Source organism: Allosediminivita pacifica, assembly GCF_003054175.1.
GTDB classification, from domain to species: Bacteria; Pseudomonadota; Alphaproteobacteria; order Rhodobacterales; family Rhodobacteraceae; genus Allosediminivita; species Allosediminivita pacifica.
In genome coordinates this window covers 26,905-49,026 of the sequence record NZ_QBKN01000008.1, presented here as the reverse complement: position 1 = coordinate 49,026, position 22,122 = coordinate 26,905, and the positions used below count along the sequence as shown (strand labels likewise).

Below are 22,122 nucleotides of genomic sequence, written 5' to 3'. Positions count from 1 at the left end.
CGGAGTGTCATTCGGCATAGCTCGCGCTGCGCGGGCAGCTACAATCAAAAGGTTAACAAGAACGGTCAGGAACTCGCTCTGAGTGCAGCATGCGTGCTCGTCGCTGCTGCCTCCCAAGTTTTGTGCAGGCGCGCCGGGCCGCGTGATCGCTTTTGGCCTTGGCGGGGTGAGCGGCCCGTCTGCGACACGGGATGTCGCTGAATGACAAGCCCGCGTCGCGCGCGCCGCGCCAGCAATGAACCAGGGGCAAGCGGAGACCAAGATGAAATCCAGCACACGGGCGGTCGTGATCGGCGGCGGGGTCGTCGGATGTTCGGTGGCCTATCACCTTACCAAGCTGGGCTGGTCCGACGTGGTCCTGCTCGAACGATCGGAGCTGACCTCGGGCTCCACGTGGCACGCGGCGGGCGGCTTCCACACGCTGAACGGCGATACCAACATGGCCGCGCTGCAGGGCTATACGATCCGGCTCTACAAGGAACTGGAGGAACTGACCGGCCTGAACTGCGGATTGCATCACGTGGGCGGGCTGACGCTGGCCGACAACGCCGACCGCTTCGACATGCTTCTCGCCGAGCGCGCCAAGCACCGCTACATGGGGCTCGACACGCATATCGTCGGCCCCGAGGAGATCGCCGAGCTTGCGCCGATCATCAACCTCGACGGCATCATCGGCGCGCTCTACGACCCGCTCGACGGGCACCTCGACCCTTCCGGCACGACACACGCCTATGCCCGTGCCGCGCGCCTCGCCGGGGCCGAGATCGAACTGCACACCAAGGTTCTCGAGACCAATCCCCGCGGCGACGGGACCTGGGAAGTCGTCACCGACAAGGGCACCATCCACGCCGAGCACGTGGTGAATGCCGCCGGGCTCTGGGCGCGCGAAGTCGGCGCCATGGCGGGCGTGTACCTGCCGCTTCACCCCATGGAGCACCAGTACATCGTCACCGACGAGACACCCGAGATCTACGAGCGCGACAGCGAGCACCCCCACGTCATGGACCCGGCAGGCGAAAGCTATCTGCGGCAGGAGGGACGCGGGCTCTGCATCGGGTTCTACGAACAGCCCTGCCGCCCCTGGGCCGTGGATGGCACGCCCTGGGATTTCGGGCACGAGCTTCTGCCCGACGATTTCGACAAGATCGAGGACAGCATCGAATTCGCCTATCGCCGCTTTCCCGTGCTGGAACGCGCCGGCGTGAAATCGGTGATCCACGGGCCCTTCACCTTTGCCCCCGACGGCAACCCGCTGGTGGGGCCGGTGCCGGGGATGCCCGGCTACTGGTCTGCCTGCGGCGTCATGGCGGGTTTCAGCCAGGGCGGCGGCGTGGGGCTCATGCTGGCGCAGTGGATGGTCGAGGGCGAATGCGAACGCGACACCGCCGCCATGGACGTGGCGCGCTACGGCGACTGGATCAGCCCGGGCTACACACGTCCCAAGGTGATCGAGAACTACCAGAAACGCTTTTCCGTGAGCTACCCGAACGAGGAACTGCCCGCCGCGCGCCCGAACCGCACCACGCCCATGTACGATCTCTTCGACACCATGGGCGCGGTCTGGGGCGCGCAATACGGGTTGGAGGTCGTGAACTACTTTGCCGAGGGCGACGAGCCGCGGCTCGAGACACCGAGCTTCCGCCGCTCCAACGCCTTCGATGCCACCGCGCGCGAGGTCGCGGCCGTCCGTAATGGCTGCGGTATCAACGAATTGCAGAACTTCGGAAAATACCGGGTGACGGGCGCGGGCGCGCGGGCCTGGCTGGACCGGATCATGGCGGGCCGGGTGCCTTTTCCGGGGCGCGTCGCGCTCACCCCGATGCTGTCCGAGGCGGGCCGGATCATCGGCGATTTCACCATTTCATGCATTGATGAAATGACCTTCCACCTCACCGCCAGCTACGGCGCGCAGGCCTATCATATGCGCTGGTTCCTCTCTCATCTCGAGGGCGACGTGCGGATCGAGAACGTGAGCGACCGCCTGACCGGCTTCCAGATCGCGGGCCCCAAGGCGCTCGAGGTGCTCGCCGCCTGCACGCGCGAGGATGTCTCGGACCTGCGGTTCATGGACGTGCGGCGGATAACGCTCGGCATGACCGACTGCCTTGTCCAGCGGCTGAGCTACACCGGCGACCTCGGCTACGAGATCTACTGCGATCCCATGGCGCAGAGGCAGCTTTGGTGGACCCTGACCGCGGCAGGCGCCGCGCATGGCATGCGGCCCTTCGGGATGCGGGCGATGATGTCGTTGCGGCTCGACCGGTTCTTCGGCGCCTGGGGCCGCGAGTACTCGCCCGACTACACCGCCGCGGAAACCGGGCTCGACCGGTTCATCGACTGGACCAAGGGTGCGCCCTTCCTCGGCCGCGAGGCCGCGGAGGCCGAACGCACCGAACCGCCCGAGCGGATGCTTGCCCCCCTCGAGGTCACGACGGAAGATGCCGACGTCCACGCCTACGAGCCGGTCTGGATCGACGGAAGCGTTCAGGGGTTCTGCACCTCGGGCGGCTATTCGCACCACGCTCGCAAATCGGTGGCGCTGGCGCTGGTCCCAAGGACGCTGGTCCGGTCCGGGCTGAAGGCCGAGATCGAAATCCTTGGCAAGATGTGTCCCGCGACCATGCTCTCCGAACCGCTTCTTGATCCCGGACGATCACGCATCTCGGATTAAGTATACGTCTTTTTGGCCCAATTTTGCGCAACGATCTTTCGCAAAACGAAATGTCGGTATAAGTTATGCGTATGGGAGCCATCGCAATACTGATTCCCGCCGCAGGTGCGAGTTCGCGCATGCGGGGGACGGACAAGCTCACCCAGCAGATCGCGGGTGAGCCCTTGCTGAGACGCCAGGCGCGCCGCGCCTGCGCCGTCGGGGCCCACGTCGTGGTGACCCTACCGGACCACCTTCATCCGCGCGCCAGGGCGCTCTCCGGTCTGCCGGTGCAGCCGGTCGCGATCCCGGATTCCGCCGAAGGCATGGCCGCCTCGTTGCGCCGCGCGGTGGGCATGATGCCCCGCGGCTTCGACGGGGTCATGATCCTGCCCGCCGACATGCCCGAGATCGACGAGGCCGACATGCAGGCATTGGTCGATTCCTTCTACCGAAGCCCGCACCCGATGGTGCAGCAGGGCACGGCCGAGGACGGCACACCGGGCCACCCGGTGCTGTTCCCGGCGGACTGCATCCCGGCGCTGCGGGGCCTGACCGGCGACGCCGGCGCGCGCGAGGTGCTGCACGCCAACAGCCATCGCCTGCGCCGCATCCCCCTGCCCGGCCGCCACGCGGTCACCGACCTCGACACGCCCGAGGCCTGGGAAGACTGGCGGCGCGAGACCGGAGAACCCTGCGCGGCAGAGTGATGCCGCGCAACCCCCCTGTCTCAGGCCTTCAGGCGCCGTTCCACCACGCTCGCGTAGATCGAGGCACCGACAGGCAGGATCGCATCGTCGAGCACGAAGCCCGGATTGTGCAACGGCACGTTGCCCGCGTGACCGACCCGGCAATAGGCGCCGGGCACGATCTTCAGCATGTCGGCAAAATCCTCTGACCCCGTCATCGGCTCGATGTTGAGCGAGGTGTTCTCCGCCCCAACCACATCGGCGGCCGCGGCGATGTACGCCTCGGAAAGGTCGGGATCGTTGCTGAGCACATCGAAAACGTTGCGCAGGTCCACGTCGATCTCCACCCCGTAGGCCTCGGCCATTCCGGCGCAGAGCTCGCGCATGCGCGCCTCGGCCGTGGCGATGACGTCATCGTGGAAGTAGCGGATCGTGCCGGTGATCGTCGCGCGGTCGGGCACCACGTTGTAGGCCGATCCCGCGTTGAAGGTGGTGACCGAGAGCACCACGGGCTTGAGCGGCGGCACGTTGCGGCTGATCACGCTTTGCAGCTGCTGGACCAGCGAGGTACCGATGACGATGGGGTCCTTAGACTGCTGTGGCATGGCCGCGTGGCTGCCGGTGCCGCGGATCGTGATGTCGAAGAAGCTCGCGCCCGCCATGCCCGGTCCGGGCGTGATGCCGACAAATCCGGGCTCGGCGGTCGGGTCGTTGTGCATCCCGTAAAGCTCGTCGCAGGGGAAACGGTCGAAGAGCCCCTCCGCGATCATCCGGCGCGCGCCGCCAAGGCCTTCCTCGGCGGGCTGGAAAATGAAGACCACCGTGCCGTCGAAAGCGCGGGTCTGCGCGAGGTAGCGCGCGGCACCGAGCAACATGGTGGTGTGGCCGTCGTGACCGCAGGCGTGCATGCGTCCCTCGTTCTGCGAGGCGTAGGGCACGCCCGAGTCCTCGGTGATCGGCAAGGCGTCCATGTCGGCGCGCAGACCGATGCAGCGGTTGCCGCCCCCGCCACCGCGCAGGACGCCGACAACGCCGGTGCCGCCGATGCCTTCGTGCACCTCGTCGATCCCGTACTCGCGCAGCTTGGACGCGACGATGCCGGCGGTGCGGGCCTCCTCGAACCCGAGCTCAGGGTTCGCGTGAAGATCGTGACGGATCTCGATGAGATCATTGGAGAATGCCTCGATGGCAGGGATAACGGTCATGCGGTCCTCTCCTTCGTGTTCATGTGCCTTGGCGGTCCAGCGCCGAGCTGCCGGTGATCTCGCGTTCGCGGACGTGGCAGGCCAGCCGGTGGCCCGGGCCCACCTCGATGGGCTGCGGGCGGATTTGGTCGCAGCCCTCTTCGCGGAGCGGACAGCGCGCGGCGAAGGGACAGCCCGGGGGCATGTCCATGGGGTTCGGCACGTCGCCCTGCAGCGGTCGCGCGGTCTTGGCGCGTTCGGCCACCGGATCTGGCAGCGGCACGGCCGCCAGCAGAGCCTCGGTGTAGGGATGCAGCGGCCGGCGGAACAGCTCGTCCGTCGGGGCCTCCTCGGCCACGGTACCGAGGTACATCACGGCGATGCGGTCGGCGATGTGGCGCACCACGCTCAGATCGTGGCTGATGAAGAGATAGGATAGCCCGAGGTCGCGCTGCAGACGAAGCAGCAGGTTCAGGACCTGGCTCTGGATCGACACGTCGAGCGCCGAAACCGCCTCGTCGCAGATCACGACCCGGGGCTCGAGCGCGAGCGCCCGGGCGATCACGACCCGCTGCCGCTGGCCGCCCGAAAGCTCGTTCGGGTAGCGGTCGCGCTGCGTGGCGCGCAGGCCCACCAGTTCCATCAGTTCGTCGACGCGGGCCTTGCGGGACGCACGGGCAACACCGTGGATCTCGAGCGGTTCGGCGATGGACTGGGCGATGGTGCGCTTGGGATCGAGCGCCGAGACCGGGTCCTGGAAAACCACCTGAAGGTCGCGCCAGAGCGCCTGCCGGTCACGTCCGGTCAGCCCGGCGACGTCGCGCCCGTCGAAAAGGATCTCGCCCTCGGTCACCGGCGCGAGGCCAAGGATGGCGTTGCCCGTGGTGGACTTGCCGCAGCCGCTTTCGCCGACGATGCCCAGCGTCTCGCCCTCGGCGAGGTCGAAATCCACGCCGTCGACGGCGCGCACCACGGGCTTTTCGGCAAAGAGGCGCCCCGTGGCGACGGGGAAATGCACCTTCAGGCCGCGGACGGAAAGAAGCGGTGCGCTCATGCCAGGTCCTCCACCTTGTCGGAATGCCAGCAGGCGGCGAGGTGGCCTTCCCCTGCGCCGGCCGCTTCCAGCGGAGGGCGGGTGGCGCAGCGATCGGTGGCCAGCGGACAGCGCGTGCGGAAGCGGCAGCCCTCGGGCCAGGATGCCACGTCGGGCACCATCCCGCTGATCGAGAAGAGCTCGGACTTCCGCTCGCCTGTCAGGCGCGGGATCGTCGCCAGCAGGAGCTTGGTATAGGGATGGCGCGGCGCACTGAATAGCTCGTGCACCTCGGCCTGCTCGACGATGCGGCCACCGTACATCACGCAGACACGGTCGGCGACCGAAGCGACCACGCCCATGTCGTGGGTAATGATGAGCACCGAGGTGTCGGTTTCGTCGCGCAGGCGGCGCATCAGATCGAGGATCTGCGCCTGGATCGTCACGTCGAGCGCAGTCGTCGGCTCGTCCGCGATCAGCAGACGCGGCTCGGCGATCAGCGCCGAGGCGATCATCACCCGCTGGCACATGCCGCCCGACAGTTCCGAGGGGAACTGACGTGCGCGCTGCTCGGGCGCGGGAATGCCGACCTCGCGCAGCATCTCGACCGCGCGGTCCCAGGCCTCGGCCCGGCTGGCGCGCCCGTGCACAACAAGGCTCTCGGAGACCTGCGCGCCGACGCTCAGGAGCGGGTTGAGCGAGGCCACGGGTTCCTGGAAGATCATCGACAGCGCAGTGCCGCGCAGCTTGCGCATCGCGTGGTCATTGTCGAGATCCAGCGCATTGCCCGCGAGCGTGGCGGTGCCGCCGGTCTGGCGCACAGAACCAGACAGCAGCCCCATGATCGACAGGGCGGTGAGGCTCTTGCCCGATCCGCTTTCGCCGACGAGGGCCACGATCTCACCCCGGCCGATGTCGAAATCGACCCCGTCGACGACGTTGTGCGGCCCGACCCCGATGCTGAGGTCGTGGATTTCCAGTGTCGGTTCAGCCATCACCGCCCCCTTCCGCCGCGCAGGCGGTCCACGGGTTGACCGGGTGCGCCATGCCGGAATTCACGCCGTCGCTGCGCGCCGCTGCCGATGGGATGGCAAAGAGCACGGGGTGCAGGCTGTTGGCGCGGATCTCGACCGGGTAGTGGCGGCTGACCGCCGCTGCCACGTCGGGCGCGGCTGCCTGGTCGACGATCACCGTGGGCGTCGAGGCGTCGAGGCGCGGCGCGTGGAAGGCCTCTTCGAGCGACATGCCGCGGTCGGTCACGTAGCTGATGAGCTGCGCGATGCAGGGAAAGATCTGCCGCCCGCCAGCCGCGCCAATGGCCATCGAAGGGCGCCCCTCGCGGCTGAGGATCGCCGGGCTCATGTTGGCGAGCGGACGGGCCGCCGGGGCGATGCCGTTGGGCACTCCCTCGCGCGGGTCAAACCACATCATGCCGTTGTTCATCAGGATCCCGGTGCCGGGCAGCGTGACCTTGGAGCCGAAGCGCGACAGAAGCGTGTTGGTGAGCGAGACCATGTTGCCCTCGGCATCCACGACCGAGACATGGCTGGTGCAGTCCCCATGCGCCCCCGCGTGACCCATGGTCTTGAGCCGCTCCTCGTAGGTGCTGCGGATGGACCGGGCGTAGATCGCCGCCGCCTCGGCCTCGGTCGCGCCGGGGTGCAGGTCCGTCTCGATCTTGCCCAGCGTCTCGAGCAGGCTCGGCCCGCCGCAGAGCCCCGGCACGACCGAGATGTCGGTGTCGCGGTAGCTGCCCTGTCGTGCCTCGGCCCAGCGGGGCGCGAAACCGGCCAGGTCCTCGGCGTCGATGACCGAGCCACCGGCCTGAAGATCCGCAAGCAGGCTTCGGGCGACCTCGCCCTCGTAGAAATCGCGCGCGCCCGCCTGCGCCAGCCTGCGCAGCATGGCCGCCTTTTCGGGCATCGGCAGATAGTCGACCTGCTGGCCGTTGGGCACGCGGCGCGGGCGCCCGTTGTCGAGGAAGAGCTTTGCCGAATGCTCGAATCGCGCCAGTCCCTGCGCGTCGACCGCCAGGCAGAGCGAGGTGAACCAGTCGATGCGCATGCCGCGCTCGGCCTTCTCGATGGCAGGCGCCAGCGCATCGGCCCAGGACAGCGTGCCGTGCTTTTCCAGCGCCGCGGCAAAGCCTGCGATCGCGCCCGGAATGCAGATCGACGAATAGCCGATCAGGTTGCGGTCGTCCTCGACCGAGGGCCAGTCGAACCAGTCGCCATCACGCCCGCCGGCCAGCGGGTACTGCGAGCGGTCCATGTTGCGGCTGGCGCGCACGTTGAAATCCAGCGTGTCGACCGTGCTGCCGTCGCCCGGTGCCCAGAGCATCAGCCCGCCACCGCCGACGCCGCTGAGCCATGGCTCGACCACTGAAAGGACAAGCGCGCTAACCACGGCGGCATCCATGGCGTTGCCGCCCTGCTCCAGCACCCGGGCGCCGGCCTCGGCGGCCTCGAAATGCTGGGTGGCGACGACGCCGCGGGTGGTTTCCACCTGCTTCTTCTGCACCGTCCAGGTTTCCCCGGTGCGCTGGGTCACTGCCTGGTCCATGCGGGGTGCTCCAGTAGGGTCGTGGGAATTTCCGGGGTGACGGCGTCGCGGTCGGCGGCATGGGCGCGATGGTGCGCGGCAAGCTCTCCGGCGGTGGCGAGCCAGACGTCCTCGGCCGCGATCACGCGTTCCATCAGGCGCTCCAGCATGACGGTGCGTGCGCCGCGTCCCGAGATCCAGTCGTGCACGGTCAGCATGAAGAGCGTGCCGTAGCGCTGGCTTGCCTCGAACTCGTCGACCCAGGCCTCCAGCACCGAGGCGGTGCTGCGCGGTGCGGGATCGCCGCCACCGAGGAACTTGAAGAAGATGGCGTCGTCCGTGGCCCAGTTCACCGGCACCTCGGTCACGCCATCGACCGAATGCGGCGTGTCGTAGCCCATGAGCGAGCTGTCGTAGAACCCGTGGCGCTTCACCTCGGCCAGCATGTGCGGCGTCATTTCCCAGGCGGGCGAGCGGAATCCGGCAGGCTTCTGGCCAAGCTGTCGCTCGAAGATCTCGATCGAGGACTCCAGCACCCGGCTGAATTCCTCATCCGACACCTGCTGCACCAGCTCGTGGAAATACCCGTGCAGGCCCACCTCGTGGCCCGCCTCGACCAGCGCGGGCAGCATCCAGGGGTGCGCCTCGGCGACCGCGCCGGGGACGTAGAAGCTGCCCTTGATGCCGAGCCGCTTCAGCATGTCGGCCACACGGCGGATCCCGATCCGCGGCCCGTAGTTGCGCTGTTCGAGATGCGACAGGAGTTGCGGCACCTCGTGCCGGTTGTTCCACATCCACGGCGAATGGGCGTCCACGTCCATGCTGAAGCAGAAGGCCGAGCTCTTGCCCTCGGGCCAGGGATAGGCGGGGGGAAGATCGAGCGCGCTCATAGCGGGGCCTTCTTGTCCTGGTAGACATCCATCGAGCCGATGGAGTTGCCGCCGTCCACGGTCAGCGTTGCGCCAGTCACGAAGGACGCGGCCTCGCTGGCGAGGTACATGGCGGCAGGCGCCACGTCGTCGGCGGTCGAGGCGCGGCCCAGCGGCATGGAGGCGGTCACGCGCTTCACGTGTTCCTCGGGCAGCGGGCTCGCCGTCGATCCCGCGGCAAAGCCGGGCTCCAGCGCGTTGACGCGGATCTTGTAGCGCGACAGCTCCAGCGCGTAGCCCTTGGTCAGCCGGTCCAGCGCCGTCTTCGACAGGCTGTAGGGCGCCGCCGTCAGGCGCATCTTGCGCGCCGCCCCGGACGAGATGTTGATGACGCTGCCGGTGCGCTCGGCCCCGATCATCTGCGTGGCGATACCGCGTGTCAGCAGGTGCACGGCCCGCAGGTTGATGTCGAGAATGCGGTCCCATTCCTCGGCGTCGGTGTCGAGCAGGAAGCCCGAGGGATAGACGCCCGCGTTGTTGATGAGCACGTCCGCCGCGCCCCAGCGCTTGCCAACCTCGGCCACCAACGCGTCGATCGAGCCCGCGTCGCGCAGGTCGCAGGCAAAGCCGAAGCTGCCCTCGGTGCCGATCTCGGCGGCCAGCGCATCCAGCGCCCCGCCCTCCATGTCGGTCACGCAGACCTTTGCGCCCGCCTTGCCGAAGGCCTCGGCCAGCCAGCGGCCGACCACGCCCAGCGCCCCGGTGACGATGACGCCCTTGCCTTGAAATTCCGTTCCGAAGTCCATGATCTACCGTGATTTTGGATTGAGATAGTCGCTCAGCCGGTCACCGATCAGGTTCACCGAGAGCACGAGAAGGAAGAGGCAGACGCCCGGGAAGGTCGCGATCCACCAGGCGTTCGAGACGTAGTTCCGTCCGACGCTCAGCATGGCGCCCCAGCTTGCCATGGGTGGCTGCACGCCGAGCCCGAGGAACGACAGCCCCGCCTCGAAAAGCACCATGAGCCCGAATTCCAGCGTGGCCACGACCGCGATGGGGGCGATGATGTTGGGCAGGATGTGCAGGAAGAGCATCCGTACCGGCCCCGCGCCCATGGCCTTGGCCAGCCGCACGTAGGGTTGTCCCGCGACCGAAAGCGTCTGGCCGTAGGCGACGCGCGCGTAGCGCGGCCAGCGCGTCAGCGCGAGCACCAGCACCACGTTCACGAAGCCCGGGCCCAGCACCGCCACCATGATGATCGCCAGCAGGATCGCGGGGATCGACAGGAAGATGTCCACGAGCCGCATCACGACGATGCCGACCCAGCCGCGGCGGTAGCCCGCCAGCATGCCCAGCGCCGTGCCGACACAGCCTGAGAGCAGCACTGACAGGATCGCCACCGAAAGCGAGATGCGCGCCCCGTAGATGACCCGGCTCAGCAGGTCGCGGCCCAGCTCGTCCGAACCCAGCAGGTAGTAGGTGCCGCGCGCCTCGGTCCCCGGCGCCTTGAGCCGGCCCAGAAGGTTCTGGGTGTTGGGATCGTAGGGTGCGATGAGCGGTGCGAAGATCGCCACGAGCACCAGCGCCGCGAAGATCGCTACGAAGATGCCCACGGGCACGCCCTTGCCCTCGCCGGGCACGAAGAGCCTGCGCCAGTTCGCCATGACCGCGCTCATGCCCCGTCTCCCTTCCGGATGCGCGGATCGACCACGCTGTAGAGGATATCGGCGATCAGGTTCACCCCGATGGTGACCAGCGCCCCCAGCAGGACGATCCCCTGCACGACGACGAAGTCGCGCGACTGCACCGACTGCACGGTGAGCTGCCCCAGCCCCGGCCAGGCAAAGACCGTCTCGACGATCACGGCGCCAGCGAGCAGCTGCGAGATTTCAAGCGCGCTGATCGAGATCACCGGGATCAGCGAGTTGCGCAGCAGGTGCTTGCCCACCAGCCGTCCGGTGCCAACGCCACGTGCACGGGCCGAGCGGACATAGTCCTTGGAAAGCTCGTCCAGGACCGAGCTGCGGGCGATGCGGGCGTAGGTCGCCATGGAAAGCAGGCCCAGCGCGATCGAGGGCATGATCAGGTGCGAGAGGCTTCCCGACCCCGAAGGCGGAAGCCAGCCAAGCCAGACGCCGAAGACCATGATCATGAGGATGCCGCTCCAGAAGGTCGGCATGCTCTGCGCGCCCAGCACGAAACCCATGAGCACGTTGGTGGAGCGGTGCTTGCGCCAGATCGCCAGCGCGAGCCCCACCGGAAGACCGATGACCAGCGCCACGAGAAGCGCGCCGCCGGCCAGTTGCAGGGTGTAAGGCAGACGCGAGGCGATAATCTCGGTCACCGCCACGTTCTGCACGAAGGACCGCCCCAGGTCGAAGCGCAGCATGTCCCCAAGGTAGTCGAGATACTGCATCAGGAGCGGCTGATCGAGGCCGAGCGTGCGCCGCATGGCCTCGATGTCCTCCTGCGTGGCGGTCTCGGGCACCAGGAGATAGGTGGGATCGCCGGTCAGGCGCTGGATGAAGAACACCAGCGTCATCACGCCGAAGATCGCCACCAGCGCCTGTCCCAGCCGTTGCAGAAGGAAAACCGACATGAGCTGTTATTCGCTCCAGGACATGCGGTTCAGGAACAGGCTCTCGTTCGCCGTCGGCGTCCACTCGAGTTCACCCGCCGCACCGTAGATCGCCACCGCCTGGTAGAGCGGCAGGATGTAGGCGTTGTCCTGCACGATGGACTGCACCTCGGTATAGGCCGCGAGGCGTTCCTCATCATCCAGCGACGACCGGCCGGTTTCGAGCAGCGCGTCCAGTTCCGGATCGTTCACGCGGCTCCAGCTCGACGAGGAATGCAGCAGCGGGAACTGTACGCCGTCCACGTCCTGGCAGGCGCAGGACCAGCGGCCGAAGCTGAAGTAGGGCCGTTCGGTCTGCTCGGGGGCGCGGGCCTTTTGCAGGTAGGTGCTCATGTCGGTCATCGAGATTTCGACGTCGAAACCCGCCTCGCTCAGCATCTGCTGGATCGCCTGAACGATGCGCTGGTCAAAGACCGGCGAGGTGGCGAACTGCATGGGCGTGTCGCCGGCGCCGGTCTCCTCGACGATCTCGGCCGCCGCCTCGGGATCGTAGGGAATGGGCTCGACGCCCTCGACATAGCCGAAGTGCGCTGGCGTCGCCATCTGGCCCACCTGTTGCTCGCCCCCGGCAAGGATGCCCGCCACGATGCCCTCGCGGTCCACCGCCATGGCCGCGGCGCGACGCACCTGCGGATCATCGAGCGGCGGGCGGGTGGTGTTCATCCCCATGAAGCCCACGCGCTCGGTCGGCGCGCGCAGCACCTGCACGCCTTGAGCGTTCTCGATCTGCATGGCGAGGTCGCTGTCGAGCGACACGATCAGGTCAGCGGTCCCTGCCCGCAGGTTCGCAACCCGGGTCGAGGCATCGGGCACGGCGAGAAACTCGGCGGTCTCGAAGGGCCCCGCCTCGCCCCAGTAGTCCTCGTTGCGCGACAGCGTCACCGCCACGCCGCGATCCCATTCCTCGAAGACATAGGGGCCAGAGCCCACGGGCGCCGCGTTGAAGGCCTCGTCGCCCACTTCCTCGACCACGTGCTGCGGCACCACCGACAGCTTCACCAGCTGCGCCAGAAGCACCGGGTAGGGCCCGTCGGTGGTCAGCGTGACCTCGTTCTCGCCGGTGACCTCGGCCCCGGTGATCGAGTTGAACTGGCCCAGCTGCGGCGAGCCGAAATCGGGGTTCGTGATCCGCTCCACCGAGAAGACGACGTCCTCGGGCGTCAGCGGCTCACCGTCGTGGAAGGTCACGTCGTCACGGATGGTCAGCACCATCTCGGTCTCCGAGACTTGCTCCCACGCCGTGGCGATCTGCGGGATGATCTCGCCCGCATCGTCGCGGGTCACCACGTTGTCGAAGACGTTGCGGTAGACGTAGTAGCTGTCGGGATTCCACTGCATGTGGGGATCGAGGCTCGAGGGCTCGTTCACCAGGTTCACGGTGAAATCCTGCGCCAGCGCACCGCCGGCGGCAAAAAGCGCGGCGAAGGCGACGCCGCATGCGAGGGTTGTTCTGGTCATTGTCCGGTCCTTGCAATTCTGGGAAAGCGGGGCCGCACCACCGGCACGACCCCGGGGCATGTCACTCGCTCCAGGACATGCGGTTCAGGAAGAGGCTCTCGTTCGAGGTCGGCTGCCATTCCAGCTCTTCGGCAGCGCCGTAGATGATCGCCGCCTGGTAGAGCGGGAGGATGTGAGCGCCCTCGAGCGCGAGGCGGTTCACCTGCGCATAGAGATCGGCACGCTTCTCCTGGTCCAGCTCGCTGCGCGCCTCGTCCAGCAGCGCGTCGATCTCGGGCACGTCCACGCGGCTCCAGTTCGAGGAGGAGTGCAGCAGCGGGTACATGATGCCGTCGGGATCCTGGCAGGCGCAGGACCAGCGCGAGAAGGTCAGCATCGGCGCCTGCTCCTGCGAGCTTTGCTGATCCTGCAGCCAGGTCGCCATGTCGGTGCTCTCGATCGACACGTTCAGCCCAACGTCGGTCAGCATCTGCTGGATCGCCTGCACGACGCGCTGATCGTAGACCGGCGCGGTGGCCAGCTCCATCTCGGTGTCCGCGCCCTCGACGCCGGCGATCAGCTCGCGGGCCTTCTCGGGATCGTAGTCGAAACCCTCGATGTCCTCGGCCCAGCCGAAGTGCGCGGGCGACAGCATCTGGTCCACCACCTGCGGGTAGCCGCCCAGAAGGCCGTCGACGATGGCCTGGCGGTCGATGGCGTAACCGATGGCCCGCCGCATGTCCGCTTGGTCGAGCGGCGGCTTGCTGGCGTTCATCGGGAAATAGGCGACGCGCTCGGTGTTCACCGTCAGCACCTTGCCCCGGCCCGAACCTTCGACTTGCATGGCAAGGTCGGTGTTCAGCGTCACGACAAGGTCGGCGTTGCCGGACTGAAGGTCCGCCACGCGGGTCGAGGCATCGGGCACGCCGCGAAAGACCACCGTCTCGAAAGGCCCTTCATCGCCCCAGTAGTCCTCGTTCTTCGACACGGTCACGGCGACGCCCCGGTCCCACTCCTCGAAGACATAGGGGCCCGACCCCACCGGTCCTTCGTTGAACTCGGCCGAAGACATGGTCGAGGCCACGTGCTCGGGCACGATCGACAGCTTCACCAGCTGCGCCAGCAGCGCCGGGTAGGCCCCGTCGGTGGTCAGCGTGACCTCGTTCTCGCCGGTCACCTCGGCATCGACGATCTTGTTGAACTGGCCCAGTTGCGGCGAGCCGAATTCCGGGTCGGTGATGCGCTCGACGGTATAGACCACGTCCTCGGGCGTCAGCGGCTCGCCATCGTGGAAGGTCACGTCGTCCCGGATGGTAAAGACCATCTCGGTGTCGCTCACGCGCTCCCACTCCGTCGCGATCTGCGGCACGATCTCGCCCGCGTCGTCGCGCGTTACCATGTTGTCGAAGATGTTGCGATAGACGTAGTAGCTGTCAGGGTTCCACTGCTGGTGCGGGTCGAGCGTCGCCGGTTCGTTCACCAGGTCGACCACCAGCTGGTCCTTCGCGGCGGCCGGAAGGGCTAAGCCGAGGGACAGTGCGATCGGCAGCACCAGTCGTGCCGCCTTCCTCTTGTTCATCATGTGTTGGCTCCTCTGTTGGACTTGACCCCTCGCAGCTCCTCACGTGGCTGGTCGGGGGATATGCCTGCGTCCGGCCTTTTGCGGCCGTTGTTGTTCGAGGCACTCGCGGCGTCGCCTTCGACGCCGAGTTCGGTTCGGTCGCGCATGAGACCCGCGACAGCGAAGTCGCGGAACTCCGCGATATCGGCCATGCGCAGCGCGACCAGTGTTTCGCCGGCCCCCGCCGCCGCGGCGGTCACGAGGGCGCGGGCATCGCAGGCCCGGCAGGACATTCCACCCTCGGGCTCGAGAAATCTCAGGATGCGGTCGGAGTGATCCCAGAGCCCGCCGAGGAAGTGCCCCATCAGGGCGTTGGTCGCGCCACCGGCGAGCGTATCCAGGAACTCGCGCTCGTAGTTGCGGCGGCTGGTCAGCGCCGCGGCATCCTCCTGACCTTCGAGCGCGTCGATCATTTCGGCCAGATCCTCGAGCCGCGCGAGGGTCCGATCGTCCGGCCGCGCCTCGGCCAAGGCGGGTTCGACCCGCTGCCGCGAGGCGATCACGTCGCCAATCAGCGCGCCCGTCACCGGAAGCGCCTTCCAGCCCGCCCGCGCGATCGGGTGCATCAGACCCATCGACGACAGCTTGGCCAGCGCCACGCGTACGGCCGCCCGCCCCAGTCCGAAACGTTCCGATATCTGCGCTTCGGTCGAGATCGACCCGGGCGCAATCTCGCAGAAGAGAACTGCAGCCTTCAGACGATCCTCCGCAAACGAGGTCTTCTGCGCCGGCTGCAGGGGGTCAGACTTGCCAAGGAAGGGAGAGGCGGGATCGAACATCTGGGCTCCGTCGTATCTTTTGAAGATGCTAGACGAGGCTTCGTGAAATCTTCAAGATTCGTTTACGAGATTTTCCACCTCTTGTTTGAAAATCTTCAAATGCCAAAATACTTGGCACTCTCCTTTGCCGGAAGGCGGGCGCCCTACGAGAGTTGTGATCACCAAGGCTTCGAGGAGACGGCCCAACATGATCGTCGGCGCCGCGCCGCGCATGGCGGCCCAGGATACCGGCGCATTCCTTCGCTTCCCGAATGGAAAGCCAAACAGTCAGAAGGCTCTTTGCCTAAAGCGGGTGTCCGCGTCGGTAACGACAGTGCCACCGAGATCGACCCACGCGCAGAGCCACCCGCGGGCGAGTCGCTACCGTTTCGTCCGTCCCGGCAGCCCTTCCTTGGCCCGCGATCAGGACACGCCCGTCAGGAAGGATTCCGGAAGCCAAGAGGACCCCGTAAAGTAGAAGGTCCACGCGGTCCGTGTCCCTGGAGTGATGTCCGGAGCCAGACCCGCGACGTGGAAGCTCTCCGAAAATGCGATGGCGTGCCCCCCAATCTCGTCCTGAAGCAGGTGGATCGCGACCCGATCGCCGGGGTGCCCGTCCGGCGGAGCAGAGAACACGATGTCCCCTTCCGCCTCTACGAAATATGAAGGGCCGTCCTGCATCGCCAGCCTGAGTTCACCGGAGGTCTTTCCGAACGTCTGATGATTGGAGCCGTTCGCGATGGACACGAGGTTCGGACCGGCTGTTGTGTCTGAAAAACCGATATTCCCGCGGTACCGCGCCGAGGCGAACAACCGCGCCCCATTGTCCGAGGTGTTTCGCAGGTGAAGGAACTTGAAGTCGGTGACGTCGCCCCTGCCCGTCGCAAGCCACTCGGGCGCATGGTTTCGGCCTAGCATGAAGCTCGACAACAGGTAGTTGGCGTAACCCTTGTTCTGGCGGTAGTCGGAATCATGGACCAGCAGACAGTTATCCATCCTTACGACCGCTCGCGGATCGACATAATCCCATTGGGCCGTACCATCGAGGATGCCCACGCCGGTGCCGGACGGGCCATATGCTGCCCCGGAGAGCCCAGACCTCGAACATTGATACACGTTGCCGTCGCGACCGCTCTGAACGAAGTCCCCCGCACGGTAAGCTGTCCATTCCGACCAGGTCTCGACCACCCATGCATTCTCGAAGTGGCACCCGAAGACGCCGCCATTCTGGGTCCCGATCTTCGGCCCGCGATACAGCTCGTTCCAGCTTTCGAGGAAAGTGGTTCCATAGAAGCGGACGTCTGCCGGCGCACGCTCGAAGACTGCATGCTGTCCGCCCCTGACCGTGCCACCAAGAACCGTGATCGAAGAAACGTTGCCGCCGGCAACCGTTCCCCTGTCCTTGCCATCCGGCGTCGGCGCGTCGAAATCGTCGTCGAACAGAATCGAATACCGCCCGGCCTGGCTGTTTTCCCCTGATAGAGCCGGGCTTGTCTGCGGGTGCAGGATCACCATTTCGAACGCGTTGTTTCTGATCCAGAGCGGGACCTTTCCTCCCGTGAGTTCCGGATGCATCAAGGTGCAGCGGTAGAGGTGCTGGCCCTCTGCGCCGGCGCCACCGTCAAGCTCCAGCAGGGTATCAACCTCGCTGCCTGCACCTTGCAGGCGGAAATAGTTGAGGTTCAGGTTCCGGACGATGGCGCGTGACGAGATGCGGAACAGAGATCCGGACGAAAGCGCCGACTTGATTTCACCGCCGCTCATGTCGATGACGCCCTGGGCGGTGATATTCTCGGTACAGTCAAGCACTAGCGGCTTTTCGACCGTATACTCTCCGATGATGCGGAGCCTGCAGGGAATCCCAGATTCCAGACGGGCCTTGAAGAGATCAAGTGCCGCCTGAAGGCCGGCGGAGGCATCGGCGCCGCCGGTCGCGGGCGCAAAGGCACGCGCGTCGATATCGAAGAGGTCAACAACCCTCATCCTGACAGGCGTCGAAGCCTGGTTCTCGATGTAACCGAGCGTTGCGGTGCTGTCCTCCACGTACCTTTGCCCATCGGCGGTCAGCCAGAGCGCACCATCGCCGCGCGTTTCCTCACGCGACGCGGCCAGCGATTTCGCATCCTCGTAGACGCGACTGACGACCTTCGAATAGTCACCGCGCGTCCAGTTTCCCCTGAAGATCGTGGTGCTGGCGCCGTCGATCAGCGGGACCAGCCAGTCACCGATGGCGAAGACCTGGCCGTCGACGGTTCCGGGAACCGTCACGAAATAGAAGCTGCCATGCAGCGCATCTTCAGGAAAGCGGCCCAGGCTCGCGTCGAAATGACCGACGGGCAGCAGGCCCGTGACGATGCCCCCGATCTCTTCGTAGAAGGAATCGATGACCGACTGCATGGCCGTTTCGAGCTCTTCCCGGATCGCTCGGCCGGCCGCTTCGTCCCCCACGGGCAGTCTGAAGCTTGGTGACGACATGACGTGCCTCTTCCTTGGAATTGAAACCGGGAACGCGGACGTGCCCTTTGACAGCGTGGGACGTCATTCGGTCAGTTTCAACGTCGCCTACGGCATCGCGATCAGCCACACGCGGGCTATTGCCGACGGCGCCGTGGGCCCCGTGTACGTGATAGGTTGGCTATTCTGGTGCGATACCTCAACTCGAGAACAGCGGTGCAGCCGTCAAGCGCCGGGCGATCAGCGATCCGCCGCCCACGGCGCTCGCCCCGCACCTTAGCAGACCGGCGCCGCGAAAAGTGGCGAGACTTGCTTCGCAAGTCCGGTCTGTTCTGGTGCCCAAGGTGGGACTCGAACCCACACGATATCGCTATCGGGGGATTTTGAATCCCCTGCGTCTACCATTCCGCCACTTGGGCCCGGACACCGATCTATCGCCGGCGCAGAGCGACGTAAAGCCCGCGCGTGCGCTTGACCATGCTGCGCCTGCATGGTCTCTGCCTCGAACCGACTGCATGGAGACCTTGGATGCTGCGCCGCCTCTACGACTGGACCATGGCCCAGGCCGAAAGCCCCTACGCCCTGTGGGTTCTCGCCGGTGTCGCCTTCATCGAAAGCTCGGTCTTCCCGATCCCGCCCGACGTGCTGATGATCCCGATGATCCTTGCCGCGCCCCGCCGCGCCTGGCTGATCGCGCTGGTGGCCACGGTGGCCTCGGTCGTGGGGGGCATGCTGGGCTACCTGATCGGTGCCTTCTTCTATGAAGGGATCGGCCAGCCGATCCTCGAGGCGCTCGGCAAGGCGGACTCCATGGCCGAATTCAACGCCCGCTTCAACGACGTGGGCTTCTGGGCGGTGCTGATCGCCGGTGTCACGCCCTTCCCCTACAAGGTCATCACCATCATGTCGGGCTGGACCGCCATGCCGCTCGGCACCTTCATCGTCACCTCGATCGTGGCGCGCTCTCTGCGCTTCTTCGTGGTAGCTGCCCTGTTACGGGCCTTCGGCGCACCGATACGTGATTTCATCGAGAAGCGGCTGGGGCTTGTCTTCACCGCCTTCGTGGCGTTGCTTCTGGGTGGTTTCCTGCTCGTGAGGTATCTCTGAGATGCGACGCACCCTGATGTTGCTTGCCGGCGCCGGCTCCGCAGCGCTCCTGCTGGCCGCCTTCGGCTTCCAGTTCCTGGGCGGCATGCCCCCCTGCAAGCTCTGCTACTGGCAACGCTACGGTCACGGGCTCGCCATCGCGGCGGGCGTGCTGGGCGCGCTCGTGCCACAGCGCTGGGTGGCGGGCTTCGGCGCGCTCGGCGCGGCGTTTTCCTCGGGGACAGGCATCTACCACACCGGCGTGGAACGCGGCTGGTGGGAAGGCCCGACAAGCTGCACCTCGGGTTCCATCAGCGGCCTCTCGACCGAAGAGCTCATGAACCAGGTCATGAACGCGCCGCTGGTCCGCTGCGACGAGGTGCCTTGGGAAATGCTCGGCCTCTCGATGGCAAGCTGGAACGCCGTGGCCTCGGCCGTGCTGGTCGCGCTCTGGATCGCGGCCATGCTCGCCCCGCGCCGCTAACCCGCCGACTTCCGCGTCGACAGCAGCAACGAAGTTTCCGAGGTCGCGACCCCGTCGAAGCGCCGCACGCGCGTCAGCACCGCATCCAGCGCCTCGAGCCCGTCTGCCCCGAGTTCCGCGATCACGTCCCAGCGCCCGTTGGTCGTGTGCAGCGCGCGCAGCTCGGGCAGGCCCTGAAGCTGGCGCAGGACCCGTTCGGTCCCCCTGCCCTCGATCCCGATCATCATGAGCGCGCGGACCGGGTCGCGCGCCACGTCGCTGCGCGTGACCACGGTGAAGCCGACGATCTCGCCCGAGGCACGCAGCTTTTCCAGCCGCGCCCGGACGGTCGCGCGCGAGAGCCCCAGCGCCAGCGCGAGATCGGACAGTGCCATGCGCGCGTCGCCGCGCAGGGTCGCGATCAACCTTCGGTCCGTTTCATCCAAGTTGCGCATCCCGATTGACCAATTCGTGCTAAACTTGCCCGGATCGCTCAATCTGTCCACTGGTTTCCGCCCCGCATCGGCGCATCCTGTCGGCAACACGCAATGACGGACAGGAGACTTGCGACATGAGCCGGAAAATCTTGCTGATCGGCGCCCCCGTGGACAGTGGCAAGCGGCGGCGCGGATGCCTGATGGGGCCCGACGCCTACCGCACCGCGCGCCTGCCCGGCGCGCTGGCCGACCTCGGCCACGAAGTGCGCGACTTGGGCAACCTTTCCCCCGTGTCGAACGACCTGAGCGACCGCGCGGGCCTGCACGAGCTGCCCGAAACCGTGGGCTGGACGCAGGCGATTTCCGACGCCGCCCGCGATGCCATGGCCGCGGGCCTGCCCATCTTCATGGGCGGCGACCATGCGTTGTCGCTGGGCTCGGTGCACGGCGTCGCAGCGCATGCGGCAAACGCCGGCCGCCCGCAATTCGTGCTCTGGCTCGACGCCCATTCCGACTTCCACTCGCTGACCACCACGACCTCGGGCAACCTCCACGGCACGCCGCTGGGCTACGTCACGGGCCGCGAGGGCTTTGACGGCTTTCCGCCCGTCGGCCACCCCGTGCCGATGGAGAACGTCTGCCTGCTGGGCCTGCGCTCGGTCGATCCCGAGGAACGCGCCGCCATGGACGGCACCGCCATCCGGCGTCACGATATGCGCGACGTGGACGAACACGGCATCAAGGCGCTGCTTCAGCCCTTCCTTGAAAAGGTGGCGCAGGCGAACGGCATGCTGCACGTCTCGCTCGACGTGGATTTCCTCGACCCTGCCGTGGCCCCCGCGGTCGGCACCACCGTCCCCGGCGGCGCCACCGTACGCGAGGCGCATCTGGTGATGGAGCTGCTCCACGACAGCGCGCTCATGACTTCGCTCGACCTCGTGGAGCTGAACCCCATGCTCGACGAACGCGGGCGCACCGCGCAGCTCATGGTCGATCTCGCCGCCTCGGCGCTTGGCCGCCAGGTCTTTGACCGCCCCACCCCCCGCATTCTCTGAGGTCCGCCATGCAACCTTCCGAAAAGGCCCTCGTCCCCTTCGTCTCGGTCGAGCACATGATGCAGCTTGTCCATCACGTGGGGCTCGACGCCATGCTCACCGGCATCGCCGAGGCCATCGAGCAGGATTTCGCCCGCTGGGATCGCTTCGACAAGACGCCCCGCGTGGCCGCCCACAGCGCGGTCGGAGTGATCGAGCTCATGCCCGCGGCGGACGATGCGCACTATGCCTTCAAGTACGTGAACGGCCATCCCAGGAACACGCGCGAGGGGCTGCAGACCGTCACCGCTTTCGGCGTGCTGGCGGACATGACCACCGGCTATCCGCTGCTGCTGTCCGAGATGACGCTGCTCACCGCCCTGCGCACCGCTGCCATGTCGGCGCTGGCCGCGAAACATCTCGCACCGAAGGGGGCCACCACCATGGCCATGATCGGCAACGGCGCGCAGTCGGAATTCCAGTGCCGCGCCATGCAGGCGCTCTGCGGCATCACCAAGGTGCGGCTTTTCGATACCGACCCGGCGGCGACCCGCAAGTGCATGGCCAACCTCAAGGACAGCGGGCTCGACATCACCGCCTGCGACAGCCCCGAGGAGGCCATCGAGGGCGCCCACATCCTGACCACCTGCACCGCCGACAAGCGCAACGCCACGATCCTGACCGACAACATGGTCGGCACCGGCGTGCACGTGAACGCCATCGGCGGTGACTGCCCCGGGAAGACCGAACTGGCCGCCGAGGTGCTGCACCGGTCGTCGGTCTTCGTGGAATACCCACCCCAGACCCGCATCGAGGGCGAGATCCAGCAGCTGCCCGAAGATCACGAAGTCACCGAGCTCTGGCAGGTCTTTGCCGGCACGGCCCCGGGTCGCACCAGCGACCGGCAGATCACGCTTTTCGACAGCGTGGGCTTCGCGATCGAGGATTTCTCGGCCCTTCGCTATGTTCATGAAAAGGTGAAAGAGACTGGCATGGCACTGCCGCTCGACCTGCTGGCCGATCCGGACGATCCCCGTGACCTTTTCGGGATGCTGACCCGTGCCGCGCCCTGAGCTCATCGCGCGCGCCTCGTGACACTCCGGCGCGGCTCTGGCATGGGAAGGGTCAACGGGGCCGCACGTCTGTCGATCTCCGGCAAAGCCCTCCGATCCCCCCGCCGGGGCCGCGCGCCCGAGACGGGGTGCAACCGGTGACGAGGCTGCTATGT

The 22,122-nt window shown here is 66.8% G+C and carries 19 protein-coding genes and 1 tRNA gene; 6 read left to right on the top strand and 14 right to left on the bottom strand.

Features of this window, described 5'->3' with window-relative positions; genetic code table 11:
• Nucleotides 1-262 precede the first annotated feature (262 nt).
• Together C8N44_RS07860 and C8N44_RS07855 are read left to right on the top strand one after the other, a co-directional pair.
• Nucleotides 263-2,671, top strand: a complete 2,409-nt coding sequence (locus C8N44_RS07860; protein ID WP_107975748.1) for a GcvT family protein — start codon at nucleotides 263-265, stop codon at nucleotides 2,669-2,671.
• Between the two features lie 65 nt (nucleotides 2,672-2,736).
• Nucleotides 2,737-3,360, top strand: a complete 624-nt coding sequence (locus C8N44_RS07855) for a nucleotidyltransferase family protein (protein ID WP_308421218.1) — start codon at nucleotides 2,737-2,739, stop codon at nucleotides 3,358-3,360.
• A gap of 20 nt (nucleotides 3,361-3,380) precedes the next feature.
• On the opposite strand, the gene C8N44_RS07850 is transcribed toward C8N44_RS07855, so the two are convergent.
• The 13 genes from C8N44_RS07850 to C8N44_RS07790 form a co-directional block, all read right to left on the bottom strand.
• On the bottom strand, nucleotides 3,381-4,544 hold the full coding sequence (locus C8N44_RS07850; RefSeq protein ID WP_107975640.1) for a M20 aminoacylase family protein: 1,164 nt from the start codon (nucleotides 4,542-4,544) through the stop codon (nucleotides 3,381-3,383).
• A gap of 19 nt (nucleotides 4,545-4,563) precedes the next feature.
• Nucleotides 4,564-5,577, bottom strand: a complete 1,014-nt coding sequence (locus C8N44_RS07845) for an ABC transporter ATP-binding protein (protein ID WP_107975639.1) — start codon at nucleotides 5,575-5,577, stop codon at nucleotides 4,564-4,566.
• Nucleotides 5,574-6,551, bottom strand: a complete 978-nt coding sequence (locus C8N44_RS07840; RefSeq protein ID WP_107975638.1) for an ABC transporter ATP-binding protein — start codon at nucleotides 6,549-6,551, stop codon at nucleotides 5,574-5,576. The genes C8N44_RS07845 and C8N44_RS07840 overlap by 4 nt, the downstream gene beginning before the upstream one ends.
• Entirely contained in the window at nucleotides 6,544-8,118 is a 1,575-nt protein-coding gene (locus C8N44_RS07835) for a gamma-glutamyltransferase (protein WP_107975637.1), read from the bottom strand. The genes C8N44_RS07840 and C8N44_RS07835 overlap by 8 nt, the downstream gene beginning before the upstream one ends.
• Nucleotides 8,103-8,987 (bottom strand): polysaccharide deacetylase family protein, encoded by an 885-nt coding sequence (locus C8N44_RS07830; RefSeq protein WP_107975636.1) that lies wholly within the window; start codon nucleotides 8,985-8,987, stop codon nucleotides 8,103-8,105. The genes C8N44_RS07835 and C8N44_RS07830 overlap by 16 nt, the downstream gene beginning before the upstream one ends.
• Entirely contained in the window at nucleotides 8,984-9,772 is a 789-nt protein-coding gene (locus tag C8N44_RS07825) for an SDR family NAD(P)-dependent oxidoreductase (RefSeq protein WP_188758671.1), read from the bottom strand. Before C8N44_RS07825 ends, C8N44_RS07830 begins: the two co-directional genes overlap by 4 nt.
• A gap of 3 nt (nucleotides 9,773-9,775) precedes the next feature.
• Entirely contained in the window at nucleotides 9,776-10,642 is an 867-nt protein-coding gene (locus tag C8N44_RS07820) for an ABC transporter permease (RefSeq protein WP_107975634.1), read from the bottom strand.
• Entirely contained in the window at nucleotides 10,639-11,565 is a 927-nt protein-coding gene (locus C8N44_RS07815; RefSeq protein WP_107975633.1) for an ABC transporter permease, read from the bottom strand. The genes C8N44_RS07820 and C8N44_RS07815 overlap by 4 nt, the downstream gene beginning before the upstream one ends.
• 6 nt (nucleotides 11,566-11,571) lie before the next feature.
• On the bottom strand, nucleotides 11,572-13,062 hold the full coding sequence (locus C8N44_RS07810; RefSeq protein WP_107975632.1) for an ABC transporter substrate-binding protein: 1,491 nt from the start codon (nucleotides 13,060-13,062) through the stop codon (nucleotides 11,572-11,574).
• Nucleotides 13,063-13,123: 61 nt separating this feature from the next.
• Nucleotides 13,124-14,623: an ABC transporter substrate-binding protein gene (locus tag C8N44_RS07805; protein WP_107975631.1), complete on the bottom strand. Its 1,500-nt coding sequence runs from the start codon at nucleotides 14,621-14,623 to the stop codon at nucleotides 13,124-13,126.
• A complete protein-coding gene (locus C8N44_RS07800) occupies nucleotides 14,620-15,441 on the bottom strand; it encodes a GntR family transcriptional regulator (RefSeq protein WP_107975630.1) in 822 nt (273 codons plus the stop codon). Before C8N44_RS07800 ends, C8N44_RS07805 begins: the two co-directional genes overlap by 4 nt.
• 402 nt (nucleotides 15,442-15,843) lie before the next feature.
• The gene (locus C8N44_RS07795; protein WP_107975629.1) at nucleotides 15,844-17,895 is read right to left on the bottom strand and encodes a hypothetical protein; all 2,052 of its coding nucleotides are present in this window, start codon (nucleotides 17,893-17,895) and stop codon (nucleotides 15,844-15,846) included.
• A 312-nt stretch (nucleotides 17,896-18,207) separates the two neighbouring features.
• Nucleotides 18,208-18,293: transfer RNA gene (locus C8N44_RS07790), tRNA-Leu, on the bottom strand.
• Nucleotides 18,294-18,402: 109 nt separating this feature from the next.
• Here C8N44_RS07790 and C8N44_RS07785 point away from each other — a divergent pair.
• Both C8N44_RS07785 and C8N44_RS07780 read left to right on the top strand, forming a co-directional pair.
• Nucleotides 18,403-18,981, top strand: coding sequence for a YqaA family protein (locus C8N44_RS07785; protein ID WP_107975628.1), 579 nt, complete (start codon nucleotides 18,403-18,405; stop codon nucleotides 18,979-18,981).
• Between the two features lies 1 nt (nucleotide 18,982).
• Nucleotides 18,983-19,444: a disulfide bond formation protein B gene (locus C8N44_RS07780; RefSeq protein WP_107975627.1), complete on the top strand. Its 462-nt coding sequence runs from the start codon at nucleotides 18,983-18,985 to the stop codon at nucleotides 19,442-19,444.
• Here C8N44_RS07780 and C8N44_RS07775 read toward each other — a convergent pair.
• Nucleotides 19,441-19,869 carry an Lrp/AsnC family transcriptional regulator gene (locus tag C8N44_RS07775; protein ID WP_107975747.1) on the bottom strand — a complete coding sequence of 143 codons (429 nt, stop codon included), beginning with the start codon at nucleotides 19,867-19,869 and terminating at the stop codon, nucleotides 19,441-19,443. The two genes, C8N44_RS07780 and C8N44_RS07775, sit on opposite strands and share 4 nt — an antisense overlap.
• Nucleotides 19,870-19,994: 125 nt before the next feature.
• Between C8N44_RS07775 and rocF the strand changes: the two genes are divergently transcribed.
• Both rocF and C8N44_RS07765 read left to right on the top strand, forming a co-directional pair.
• A complete protein-coding gene (gene rocF, locus C8N44_RS07770; RefSeq protein ID WP_107975626.1) occupies nucleotides 19,995-20,915 on the top strand; it encodes an arginase in 921 nt (306 codons plus the stop codon).
• A gap of 8 nt (nucleotides 20,916-20,923) precedes the next feature.
• Complete coding sequence (locus C8N44_RS07765) at nucleotides 20,924-21,967, top strand: ornithine cyclodeaminase (protein ID WP_107975625.1); 1,044 nt, start codon at nucleotides 20,924-20,926, stop codon at nucleotides 21,965-21,967.
• Nucleotides 21,968-22,122: the final 155 nt, after the last annotated feature.

Coding starts and splice junctions, on each gene's coding strand:
- C8N44_RS07780 (WP_107975627.1), top strand. CDS start 18,983: ATGCGACGCACCCTGATGTTGCTTGCCGGCGCCGGCTCCGCAGCGCTC.
- C8N44_RS07850 (WP_107975640.1), bottom strand. CDS start 4,544: ATGACCGTTATCCCTGCCATCGAGGCATTCTCCAATGATCTCATCGAG.
- C8N44_RS07785 (WP_107975628.1), top strand. CDS start 18,403: ATGCTGCGCCGCCTCTACGACTGGACCATGGCCCAGGCCGAAAGCCCC.
- C8N44_RS07810 (WP_107975632.1), bottom strand. CDS start 13,062: ATGACCAGAACAACCCTCGCATGCGGCGTCGCCTTCGCCGCGCTTTTT.
- C8N44_RS07845 (WP_107975639.1), bottom strand. CDS start 5,577: ATGAGCGCACCGCTTCTTTCCGTCCGCGGCCTGAAGGTGCATTTCCCC.
- C8N44_RS07765 (WP_107975625.1), top strand. CDS start 20,924: ATGCAACCTTCCGAAAAGGCCCTCGTCCCCTTCGTCTCGGTCGAGCAC.
- C8N44_RS07840 (WP_107975638.1), bottom strand. CDS start 6,551: ATGGCTGAACCGACACTGGAAATCCACGACCTCAGCATCGGGGTCGGG.
- C8N44_RS07830 (WP_107975636.1), bottom strand. CDS start 8,987: ATGAGCGCGCTCGATCTTCCCCCCGCCTATCCCTGGCCCGAGGGCAAG.
- C8N44_RS07800 (WP_107975630.1), bottom strand. CDS start 15,441: ATGTTCGATCCCGCCTCTCCCTTCCTTGGCAAGTCTGACCCCCTGCAG.
- C8N44_RS07860 (WP_107975748.1), top strand. CDS start 263: ATGAAATCCAGCACACGGGCGGTCGTGATCGGCGGCGGGGTCGTCGGA.
- C8N44_RS07820 (WP_107975634.1), bottom strand. CDS start 10,642: ATGAGCGCGGTCATGGCGAACTGGCGCAGGCTCTTCGTGCCCGGCGAG.
- C8N44_RS07815 (WP_107975633.1), bottom strand. CDS start 11,565: ATGTCGGTTTTCCTTCTGCAACGGCTGGGACAGGCGCTGGTGGCGATC.
- C8N44_RS07835 (WP_107975637.1), bottom strand. CDS start 8,118: ATGGACCAGGCAGTGACCCAGCGCACCGGGGAAACCTGGACGGTGCAG.
- C8N44_RS07795 (WP_107975629.1), bottom strand. CDS start 17,895: ATGTCGTCACCAAGCTTCAGACTGCCCGTGGGGGACGAAGCGGCCGGC.
- C8N44_RS07825 (WP_188758671.1), bottom strand. CDS start 9,772: ATGGACTTCGGAACGGAATTTCAAGGCAAGGGCGTCATCGTCACCGGG.
- C8N44_RS07855 (WP_308421218.1), top strand. CDS start 2,737: ATGCGTATGGGAGCCATCGCAATACTGATTCCCGCCGCAGGTGCGAGT.
- C8N44_RS07805 (WP_107975631.1), bottom strand. CDS start 14,623: ATGATGAACAAGAGGAAGGCGGCACGACTGGTGCTGCCGATCGCACTG.
- rocF (WP_107975626.1), top strand. CDS start 19,995: ATGAGCCGGAAAATCTTGCTGATCGGCGCCCCCGTGGACAGTGGCAAG.